Genomic DNA, 10,790 nt, shown 5'->3' with positions numbered 1-10,790 from the left:
CCAACCTCTTATGCGGCACCCGCCACGCCGGAGCCGTCTTCCACATCTACCTTCTTGCCCTCGATCGCGCCCGTGGCCGCTTCGTTCGGAAGCGTCACCTCGATGCCGCCTTCGTCCCAGTCGTGATGCTCGTCAACGATGAACTCCACGATTTCCTACGATACCAGATAGGGTGGGACCGCTGCCGTCTCTCGGATGGCGTATGTTCCCCAGCCGAGTTCCGCGGGAAGCCACACGTATCCGTCTTCACCGATTACGAACGTCGATATCGGCTCGTCCGCGGGGTAATGCGTGTCGAATTCCACACGTTCGAACAGGCCGTCTTCGGTCCTGCGCAAAAGCTCTACGGTTGTTCCTGGCTTGAGCAGGGGAAGGCCGGATGCTTCATCCACTTTGCGTATGCGCACCGGCGACGTGATGCGTTTGTCTTCGAGCATGAGAAACACCTCCTGCGCCTGGGTTCGAACCTCTATGTCGCAGATGGGTGCGATAAGGCGCAGCGACTGGTCGGGGCACGATGCCTCAATGAGGGTGTATGTGCCGTAGGGGAGCGCGTGGTCGGGTTTCGGGAGGCCGTTGTGATTGGCCGGATCCCAATTCGCCAACAGATCGCGCGTATCGAAGCGTCCGTCTTCATGCGATTCGATGGATCCCATGAAGACGCCTGAAAGCGCTCCGTCTTTGCCCGTGACCGCGTTGCCTTCTGCATCGGTGATCGGCTCGACTTTGTAGCCTTTCGATGCCAGGCTGCCGTCGTCCTGAAGCCAGATGTCGAAGACACATCCGGCGAGGGGAGATTGCGCGCCTTCATCCTCTTCATCGTCATCTTCTTTGTATTTGCCTCCTACGATGTCTCCGCGCACCACGGTCTCTCGATGGGTCTCGAGCTGAATGGTGATAATGGATTCATGCGAGTCGGGCGCCAGGTCGATTTCGTGCCACCCTTCATCCCCCGAGGTGTCGAGCAGGTATCCATGCGGCGGGGTTACTTCACGAATGCGCGCTTTCCCAAGGGGGATTTCTTGAAACGTCGCTGCCCAGCCGCCAATCGATTCGCTCCACGCGGTTTCCGCGCGATGGAGCTTGCCATTCGCGTCTTCCAGCTCATAGACGGCACTTTCAAGCGTTGCCCATCCTTGGGCATGCGGCCCCGTCTCCGCATCTTCCTTGACTACGATGACCTTCGCGGTGCAGGGAGCATCTTCGAGGCGTTCTGCGTCTTCGGATGATCCTACGGTCAAGCGCTTAGGTGCGTCCCAGGCCGCATAGCCTTTCGGCGGCTTGTCCTCGTTGACCCAAACCGTCTCTCCGGGCGTCAGGTCTACGGTCGCTTGGCCGTTCTTGTCGGTGGTGAAGGTGGTTATAAGGTCGGAGAGCTTCCCGTTTTCGTACGAGCGGTAAATGCTAAAGGTCGCTCCCGCAAGCGAATAGGCGGGATTGTCTCCCGGCTTGCCCGATACTGATATGTCGGCGGACGTCTTGTTGAACAGGATTTCTACGAGATTGGTCAAGGGCACGTGGAGCCAATAGCAATCCGCCGTCTTGGGCGTGATGCGGGAAATCATGTTGCCGGGCGCCTTGCCCGCTACCACGCCGCTGCCCTTGGAGGATGAATGCCATGCGCGGTCCTCGTCGGGGGAGTCGCCCCAGAAGAACATGATGTGGTTGTCGGCGCCGCTCACGCTCCAGTCGTTTGGCTCGGCAAGGATGAGGTCGCCTTTCGCCAGTTTGCCGCTGGCAAGTAGCTCCTTCTTCGATTCGTAGCGTGTGCGCATGGATGCATGGTCGTCAAAGAAATGACGCCACCGAGACAGATTGGCTTTATTGCCGAAGTCGTACCCGGTTGAATCGACATACGTTCCGATGATGTCGCAGTCTGCGCCGCATGCTTCGAGAACCGCCACAACGAATCCGCCGCAGTTCATGTACGACTCCCCGTTGGAGGCAGGCTTTCCGTTGGGGTGCCAGCAGTCCCAGTCTGCGAGCATGGGGGAGAATTCGTTAGGGCCTATGGTCCCATAAGGGGTTCCCAGGTAGTAATCATCCTTCTCGTGTGCTTCAAGCTCCTCGAGGGCCGACCTGGTGGCTCCCAGGTATTGCTCGACCGTGACGCGCGATGCAGGAGCGGATGCTGGGGAGGCGCCGTATGCATCGCCGGGCATACCGGCAAGCGCCGCGGCAGCGGTTCCCCCGGCGATTCCCACGAACGCGCGGCGGGATATACCGGTATCGAGATTAGATGCGGTGAGGTTCGACATGGATGCCTCCGTTCTTTCGCATGTGCACGTATGGGTGTCGCATGCATTGCATCGCCCTTGACGGGGCGGTGCGGGGATCGAATATCGGAATCCATGCTAGCCTCGAAACCTTGCCATTCTATGGTCTGAGAGCACCTTAAAACCTTACCGGAATCTTGCGGATTTTCCCTCTGTTTGCACGCAGAATCTTGCGGCGATGGGCCGATGCTTTGAACCGATTTCTTGTTTTGATTTCGCAAAACCTTGCAGGAGGTGTCATGTCGTTTGGGCATCAGGGAGCCAGGACAACAAAAAAGCCTGCCGTTGCCGGCAGGCTGTTGTTTATGGTGGAGCTTAGGGGGATCGACAATCCGCTCCCTCCGGTCGCGTCTTGATACGTCGGGCTTCGCCCTCCTCATTCGACAGCCCACTGGGCTGTCGAACCCTCGCGGGGTTCGACCCATGCGAATCATGGCAACAAAAAAGCCTGCCGTTGCCGACAGGCTGTTGTTTATGGTGGAGCTTAGGGGGATCGAACCCCTGACCTCATGGCTGCCAGCCATGCGCTCTCCCAGCTGAGCTAAAGCCCCGTAGGTGCTTCCCTCTCTCGAGGTGCGAGAAAGTATTATACAGGACTCGCAATTCCGGTCAAGAGGAAATTTAAAAATTTTTTCTCGCGACCTAGAGCACGTCAAGGATGGGCGCAAGAGCCCCCTTGGCGTCGTACGTCTCAATGGCTCCCGCATCGACCGACGCGGCAAACGCGGGGTCGATAGGCAGGGTCGCATAAGCGGGGATGTCGTATTTCTTTGCAACTTCGGCGCCCTGGGGTTCTCCGAAAATGTAGTGCTTCTTGCCGCACTCGTCGCACTCGAAATACGCCATGTTCTCAACGAGGCCAAGAACCTTGACATCCATGTTGTGGGCCAGGTTGACGGCCTTGCCCACAATCATCGCCACGAGCTCCTGCGGGGCCGAGACGGTCACGATGCCATCCACGGGAATCTGCTGGAACACGGTCAGGAGCACGTCGCTGGTGCCCGGAGGCATGTCGATGAGCAAGTAGTCCAGCTCGCCCCAGTTCACCTCGTTGAAGAACTGGCTTACCATGCCGGAGACGACAGGGCCGCGCCATGCTACGGGCATGTCGCCCTGGGGGAGCAGGAGGTTGGTGGAGATGATCTTCACGCCCTCTTTGCTCTCGGCGGGGAAGATGCCGTTCTGGTCGGCGTGCAGCGGGCCGGACACGCCGAAGGCCTTGGGGATGGACGGGCCGGTGACGTCGGCATCCATGATGCCCACCTTCTTGCCCGCGCGTGCAAGCTCGGATGCAATGAGGCAGGTGACAAGCGTCTTGCCCACGCCGCCTTTGCCGCTCACGACGCCGATGACTTTGCCGATGTTCGACACTGAGTTGGGCGTGAGCTTGCTGGGTGCCGTTCGCTCTCCGCACGTCGCAGAGCAGCTGCCGCACTCATGCGAGCAGGTATCGGGCGTAGGCTGCGTTTCGTTTGCTTCGCTCATGGGATCCCCCTTCTACATACGCGAAACAGGTAATTATTGTTGCATAAGGATGATAGCACTCGTGAGGCATGCTTTGCGTTGACGGGGTAAAAGAAAAAGGCGCGCATCGTGATGATGCGCGCCTTGTGGGTTACAGAAGAATGGTCTGTCTGCTAGCTGTCTGGCTAGCTTTCTGCTCCGCTTCCGCCTCCTGTGCCTTCGCCGGGATCGGGATCGGTGCCACCTCCGCCAGGACTCGTGCCGGGATCAACAGGTTGATCGGGGTCGGTGCCGGGGTCCGGGTCGGTGCCGGGATCGGGATCAACAGGTTGATCGGGGTCGGTGCCGGGATCGGGAGTGGGTTCCGGGTCGGGCGTAGGCTCAACCGGATCGGTAGGCTGATCATCGGGGTCGGTGGCCGGGGTGTCCGGAGTCTCGTCCTTCTCCTGATCCTGCTTTTCCTCGTCCTCGGTCTTCTCGTTATCTTCGTCTTCGTCGTCCTTGCTGCTGTACGAGCCCTTGTAGGCGCTGTTGTACGCAGGGTCGGGAGCGCTTTGGAAGTCCTCGAGAGCCTGGCCGTCCAGGCAATCGCTGATCAGGTCGCGCCAGATGTCCTGGCACCAGGTGTCGGTGTAGTACGTGTCCTCGTAGCTGCGGTCGCCCGTCCACACCGCGCAGGAAAGCTGCGGGGTGTAGCCCACGAACCACAGGTCGTGCCAGTTGTTCGGGGTACCGGTCTTGCCTGCCGCGATCTGCCCAGAGGGGAGAGCGGCGGCGGTGGCGGTACCCATGGACTTGTAGATAACGCCTTCGAGCACCTGAGTGACAGCGTAGGAAACCTCGTTCGAAAGCACCTGCTCGCCTTCGACGCCGGCGCTGTAATCGGTGCCTACCACTTCATCATTCTTATCAAGAATCTTGATGATGGGCGTCGCCTTGCGATAGGTGCCGCCCGTGGCGAAGGTACCGTAGGCGCTCGCCATCTCGGTGGTGTTCGCCTGGCCGACGCCGAGCGTGGTGGTGGCAACGGCGGGAAGCTTGGGCGTGCCGTCGATGTCTTTCTGGGTGAGGCCGAGCCTCTCCTGCATGGCAACGATGGAGCTGGGCGTCACGCCGCTTTGCGCGGAATCGGTGAACGAAAGCCTGATGTAACCGGTGTTGGATGAGACGGCGGTCATGTCGGCAATTGAAAGCGTGCCGTAGTTTGTGTTGCCGTAGTTGTGGACTTCGTGTCCCTCGACGGTCTCGACGGGGCCGTTGCAGTTCATGCTCGTCTGAGGGCTGATGCCCTTCTCGATGGCGTCAGCGAGCGTGAATGCCTTGGCGGTAGAGCCGATCTGGCGGCCGTTCTCGCTCGTGGCGATATTGAGCTGGTCCTTTTCGAAGCTGCGGCCGCCGATCATCGCCTTGATGAAACCGGTGTTGGGATCAACGAGCGTCAGGGCGAATTCCTGGTTTTCACCCACGCGACCGCTTTCATACTGCTTGGTCACCGCGTCTTCGGCGTACTGCTGCATGGTGGGGTCGATGGTGGTAATCACCTTGAGGCCGCCCTCGAACAGGTCGGACGTGGAAAGCCCCCAGCCGCCTTCTTCGACGGGCTTCAGCAGCAGGTCGCGCACGTACGTGGTGAAGTACTTGTAGCGGTAGATGCCGTTGTTGGTTTCTTCCTCTTCGGTCTTCTCGCGCACGTTGAGCTCTTCGGCCTTGGCGGCGTCGTACTCCTCCTGCGTGATGACGCCGTTGGTGAGCATACGCGAAAGCACCACGGTGCGGCGCTCCATGCATGCCTCGGGGTTGAGGTAGGGGTCGTACATGGTGGGGGGGTTGGGGATGCCGATGAGCGTGGCGGCCTGTGCGATGGTCAGGTCGGTCGCGTTCACGCCGTAATAGTTTTCGGCAGCCGCCTGGATGCCATAGCAGCCGTCACCGTAGTTGATGGTGTTGAGGTACATAAGGAGGATTTCCTCCTTGGAGAACTTCTTTTCCATCTGGGTGGCCAGCTCGATCTCGCGCACCTTGCGCTTGTACGAGATTTCGGTCGCCTCGTCGGAAAGCAGCGTATTGCGCACCAACTGCTGCGTGATGGTGGATGCGCCCTCCTGGCCGCCCGACAGGTTCACGAACACCGCGCGGATGATGCCCTGGAGGTCTACGCCATGATGCTGGTAATAGCGTTCATCCTCGGTTGCGATGGTGCCGTTGACCACATACGGGCTTACCTGGTCAAGGCTGGTCAGGGGATCGCGTTTCTCCAAATAGAGCTCCGCGAGCACCGTGCCTTCGCCGGTTTCCTCGTTGTAGTCGTTGGCATAGATGGTGGATTGTTCGGGTACCGCAAACGCGTTGGTGTCGTCCACGCTGGGCAAATCCTCGCACCAGCTGTGAACAAGGGCCATTGCGCCCTGATAGCCGCCGAAAATGGCCAGGCCGAAGCCCACCAGTACGACGAGTACGGTCCAAATTCCTGCGTGTGCGCGCTTCTCGCGCTGTTTTCTCCGTGTTTTCATGGATGGCACGATACCTGAAAGCGCTATCATTCGCAAAGCTTCGTTACGTGACGATAGGATTATTTCATGGCGAACTCACATACTTATAAAGACGCGAGCGCCCACGAGGCGTCCGATTTGACGAATTCCAACCCTTTCCGCACGCTTGAGCTGCTTGCTCCTGCGGGCAGGATGGCGTGTTTGCATGCGGCCGTTTCCGCAGGTGCCAACGCGGTTTATCTGGGGTGCGAGGATTTCAACGCCCGCCGCGGCGCGGACAATTTCACGCTCGACACGCTGCAGGAGGCGTGCGATTACGCCCATCTGCGCGGCGTCAAAATATATTTGACGCTCAACATCGCCGTCATGCCCGACGAAGCAAAAAACGCTCTCGAACTGGCGCGCCAGGCGTACCGTCGCGGCGTGGATGCGTTCATCGTGCAGGATATCGGCGTTGCGGCGGAAATCGTGCGAACGCTGCCGGATGCGCGCGTTCATATTTCCACCCAGATGAACACCCATAATGTTGACGGCGTGCAGGCCGCGGCGGCGCTGGGGGCAAGCCGGGTCACGCTCGCCCGCGAGCTGACGCTTGCCGAGGTGTCGCGCGCCGCCCAGGAGGCTCACGCACTCGGCATGTCCGTGGAGACGTTCGGGCACGGCGCGTTGTGCGTGTGTTATTCGGGGCAGTGCTTCATGAGCTCGCTCATTGGCGGACGTTCGGCGAATCGTGGCATGTGCGCCCAGGCGTGCCGTCTGCCCTATACGCTCCACAACGCGGCGGTCAAAAACTCGCTGCCGTCCGAGGGCGACCATCTGCTATCGCCCAAGGACCTGTGCACGGTGGATATGCTGTGCGACCTCGTCCAGGCGGGCGTCGACAGCGTGAAAATCGAAGGCCGCATGAAGTCTCCCGAGTACGTGTCCACCGTGGTGGGCGTGTACCGTGCGGCGATCGACCGCCTCGCGGCGGCATATGACGCCGCGAAGGCGTCCGGCGCAACCGACTCGGATGCGTTGTTTTCCGTCAAAGAGTCGGGGGAGGGCGCAACCGACGAGGAGCGCCGCGCTCTTTCCGAGGCGTTCAGCCGTGGCTTCACGCAGGGATATCTGAAGCGCCATCGCGGTAACGACATCATGAGCTATCGCCGTCCCAATAATCGCGGCGTGTTCGTGGGACGCGTCACGCGCGTTTCCGGACGTGAGGCGCTCATCGAGTCGACGGTTGAGCTTCACGAAGGCGATGTGCTCGAATTCTGGACGAACAAGGGCCATTTTGCTGTCACGGTTGATTCTTCCTTCTCTAGAAAGGGGCGAGAGTACCGCCTCAATCCCGGACGCAAGGTCGCCAAGGGTGACCGCGTGTTCCGCGTGCGCGACGCCTCGCTCGCGTTTAAGGACGATTCCCTTGAGCCGCGTGTCGCCGTGGACGCAGTCGTGACGCTGCACATCGGCGAACCCCTCACCATCGACGTGGCGGCGCGCGGCGTCTGCGTGCGCTTCGAGGGCGACGTGGTGGAGGCGGCGCGCACCAAGGCTATAACGCTCGACGATGTGAGCGAACATATCGATCGCGTGGGAAATACGCCGTTTCGTTTCGAGACGCTTCAGGTCGAACTCGACGAGGGTGTGGGCCTTGGCTTTTCGACGCTGCACAAAGCGCGCGCCCAGGCGCTTGCTATGCTTCAAGAGGCGCTGCTGGAAGGAACGCGGAGCAGGCATCTTCCCAAGGCGGAACAGCGCAGGCCCTCGCGCCAGCCGCGATTCGGGTCGTGTCGCGTCATGGTTCTTGCGACCAACCCCGCATGCGCCCGCGCCGCGAAGCGCGCAGGGGCCGATGCGGTGTATGTTCCCGCGCTCAATCTCGTTGCGGGGGAGGCGTGCTCGGCGGGGCAAATCAACGCCGCGCCTGAAGGGGCGTCGTATCCCAAAGACCGTCTCGTCGTGCTTCCCGTTGTGGATAAGCCGTCGATGAACGCCGAGGATGATTTCGATCCCTGGAGCTTTGTCGACGATGATGCGCCCGTCATGGTTGAGTCGCTCGGTCAGCTCCATGGGGGTCTTCGCGAGGGGCGCACAATCGAGGTCGGCCCTCACGTGCCTGTGACGAATGCGCTCACGCTCGATGCGCTCGCCGAGGCCGGCGCATCGCGAGTTTGGCTCTCGCCCGAGCTGTCCCTCAAGCAGATAGAGGCTTTGGGAGGTTCCTCGCCGGTGCCCCTGGGGCTTACCATAGCGGGATATCAGGAACTCATGGTGACCGAACACTGCCTCCTGATGAGCCAGGGTCCATGCGACCAGCGTTGCGGCCAGTGCGCTCGTCGCAAGAGCCCCCACTTCCTCGAGGATCGCAAGGGCTATCAGTTCCAGGTGGTCACCGACCTATGCGGGAGGAGCCATCTGTACAATGCGGTCCGTCTGGACGCCATCCATCTCGCATGCGACCTCATCGCTGCCGGGGTCTCGGCGTTCATGGTGGACACCACCCTCATGAACGTCCAGCAGACGACCGAGGTGGTATCGCGTGCCGTGCGCGCGAGGGATATCGCGCTCAAGGGGGACAATCGTCTTCCCAAGGCGGAGGGGTGTACGACGGGGCACCTGTTCCGCGGCGTATCGTAACTTTACCAAGAGTCGATGCCCGGTGTGCCTGACCGCATGCCGGGTTTCTGCTACTATAGGCAAATCGCGCGCCCAGGCGCGTCCCTGAATAATAGAAGGAGATGAGTCCGATAACCCCCGAAGAGCAACTCCATATCATCAAGTCGGGCGTTGACACCGTTGTGCCCGAGAGCCTGCTGCTCGAAAAGCTCAAGCGTGGCGGCGAGCTCAACATCAAGCTTGGCGTCGACCCTACGGCGCCCGACATTCATCTTGGCCATGCCGTTCCTCTGCGCAAGCTCCGCCAGTTCCAGGAGCTCGGCCATCACGTCACGCTTATCATCGGCGATGGCACCGCGCTGATTGGCGATCCCTCCGGCCGCAATTCCACGCGTCCGCAGCTTACACGCGAGCAGATTGCCGCGAATGCCAAGACCTATGTCGATCAGGCGTTCAAGATTCTCGATCCGGCAAAGACCACGCTTCGCTATAACTCGGAGTGGATTCTCGACCTCAATATGGAAAGCCTGCTGAAGCTCATCAGCAATTTCACCGTGGCTCGCATTCTCGAGCGCGATGACTTCCATAAGCGCTATACCGGCGGCCTTCCTATCTCGCTGCATGAGTTCCTCTATCCCGTCATGCAGGCATATGACTCCGTGGTCATCAAGGCCGATGTCGAGATCGGCGGTTCCGACCAGCTGTTCAACCTGCTCGCCGGTCGCGAGCTCATGGAAAAGATGGGCATGGAGCCCCAGGTTGCCCTTACGCTTCCGCTGCTCGAGGGTACTGACGGTGTGCAGAAGATGTCGAAGAGCTACGGCAACTACATCGGCCTCACCGATGCGCCCAACGATATGTTCGGCAAGGTGATGAGCATCCCCGACGAGCTGATGGTGAAGTACTATCGCCTGGCGTCTACCGAGGATGTTGCTGCGATTGACGAAATCGAGCGTGGGCTTGCCGCGGACGAGTTGCATCCCAACAAGGTGAAGCGCGCCCTCGCACGCAACATTGTTGCCGCCTACTACGATGAGGAAGCCGCCCAGGCCGCCGAGGCCGATTTCGACCTCAAGTTCAAAGATCACGGGTTCCCTGAGGACGCCCCCACGTATGCGGCCGATTTGACTCCGGGTGAAGACGGCACCGTGTACTTTGCCAAGCTTCTGGTGGATGCGGGCGTTGCGCCTAGTGTTTCTGAGGCACGTCGCCTTATCGACGGCGGCGGTGTCAAGGTGAACGGCGAGGCCGTTGAGGCAAAGCGCTACAACGTGGAGCCCGCGTTCCTTGAGGATGCCAAGATTCAGGTGGGCAAGAAGAAGTTCCTCCGCCTGGTGTAAGGCACGCTGCTTGCTCTCCATATAGATATGCAATAAGAGGAGACGCTTCCTAGAGGCGTCTCCTCTTTATATATATGCATATGGGGAGCTATATGCGCAGTAATGGGTTGCGACTGCATAATTGGTTATCTCGAGGCCCGACATGAGTAAAACTAGAGTTGTGAAGATGGCTTCATATCTTTGGAAGGAAAGTGACTCATAGCAACTTTTGGTTGTAATCAGGCAAAATGGATTGACAAACGAGTGTTAAAGCAAATAATTTCGACATTTCCCGAACGAATCGGGACTTTTTCCTTGACCTCGCCCGGGGAGGGGCGTAGTATACCACCTTGCGCCGCGGGGGACCGCGGAGAGCGATCCGGTTTCCGGATGGAAGCCGGGGGAACCTTGAGAACCGGATACTGTGGAGTGAGAGAATAAGCCAGGACGGAGCATCCAAGCTCCGGGGAACCCGGATCATTTCTTTTAACGTTGCCGGACGGAAGTCCGGTCTTTCAACGGAGAGTTTGATCCTGGCTCAGGATGAACGCTGGCGGCGTGCCTAACACATGCAAGTCGAACGAGTAAGCCGGCTTCGGCCGGGAATAGAGTGGCGAACGGGTGAGTAACACGTGACCAAC

General features: G+C 59.9%; 6 protein-coding genes, 1 tRNA gene and 1 rRNA gene. 3 read left to right on the top strand and 5 right to left on the bottom strand.

The genetic code is table 11. The features are described 5' to 3' along the window. Positions 1-8: 8 nt before the first annotated feature. The 5 genes from Q0J60_RS05730 to Q0J60_RS05710 form a co-directional block, all read right to left on the bottom strand. The gene (locus tag Q0J60_RS05730; protein WP_294439395.1) at positions 9-149 is read right to left on the bottom strand and encodes a hypothetical protein; all 141 of its coding nucleotides are present in this window, start codon (positions 147-149) and stop codon (positions 9-11) included. A gap of 6 nt (positions 150-155) precedes the next feature. Beyond that, entirely contained in the window at positions 156-2,258 is a 2,103-nt protein-coding gene (locus Q0J60_RS05725) for a collagen binding domain-containing protein (RefSeq protein WP_294439393.1), read from the bottom strand. 493 nt (positions 2,259-2,751) lie between these two features. Next, positions 2,752-2,827 (bottom strand) — tRNA-Ala (locus Q0J60_RS05720). 91 nt (positions 2,828-2,918) lie between these two features. After that, the gene (locus Q0J60_RS05715) at positions 2,919-3,761 is read right to left on the bottom strand and encodes an Mrp/NBP35 family ATP-binding protein (RefSeq protein WP_294439391.1); all 843 of its coding nucleotides are present in this window, start codon (positions 3,759-3,761) and stop codon (positions 2,919-2,921) included. A 164-nt stretch (positions 3,762-3,925) separates the two neighbouring features. Continuing rightward, positions 3,926-6,250: a transglycosylase domain-containing protein gene (locus Q0J60_RS05710; RefSeq protein ID WP_294439399.1), complete on the bottom strand. Its 2,325-nt coding sequence runs from the start codon at positions 6,248-6,250 to the stop codon at positions 3,926-3,928. 66 nt (positions 6,251-6,316) lie between these two features. On the opposite strand from Q0J60_RS05710, the gene Q0J60_RS05705 reads away from it, so the two are divergent. From Q0J60_RS05705 to Q0J60_RS05695, 3 genes are all read left to right on the top strand, one after another. After that, on the top strand, positions 6,317-8,851 hold the full coding sequence (locus Q0J60_RS05705) for a DUF3656 domain-containing protein (protein ID WP_367178795.1): 2,535 nt from the start codon (positions 6,317-6,319) through the stop codon (positions 8,849-8,851). Positions 8,852-8,952: 101 nt separating this feature from the next. After that, a complete protein-coding gene (gene tyrS, locus Q0J60_RS05700) occupies positions 8,953-10,170 on the top strand; it encodes a tyrosine--tRNA ligase (RefSeq protein WP_294439389.1) in 1,218 nt (405 codons plus the stop codon). A 494-nt stretch (positions 10,171-10,664) separates the two neighbouring features. Continuing rightward, positions 10,665-10,790 (top strand): 16S ribosomal RNA (locus Q0J60_RS05695); the annotation flags it as partial.

Source organism: uncultured Slackia sp. (genome assembly GCF_944321625.1).
GTDB lineage: Bacteria > Actinomycetota > Coriobacteriia > Coriobacteriales > Eggerthellaceae > Slackia.
This window is presented reverse-complemented; position numbering and strand designations above follow the sequence as displayed.

Coding starts and splice junctions, on each gene's coding strand:
- Q0J60_RS05710 (WP_294439399.1), bottom strand. CDS start 6,250: ATGAAAACACGGAGAAAACAGCGCGAGAAGCGCGCACACGCAGGAATT.
- Q0J60_RS05715 (WP_294439391.1), bottom strand. CDS start 3,761: ATGAGCGAAGCAAACGAAACGCAGCCTACGCCCGATACCTGCTCGCAT.
- Q0J60_RS05705 (WP_367178795.1), top strand. CDS start 6,317: ATGGCGAACTCACATACTTATAAAGACGCGAGCGCCCACGAGGCGTCC.
- tyrS (WP_294439389.1), top strand. CDS start 8,953: ATGAGTCCGATAACCCCCGAAGAGCAACTCCATATCATCAAGTCGGGC.
- Q0J60_RS05725 (WP_294439393.1), bottom strand. CDS start 2,258: ATGTCGAACCTCACCGCATCTAATCTCGATACCGGTATATCCCGCCGC.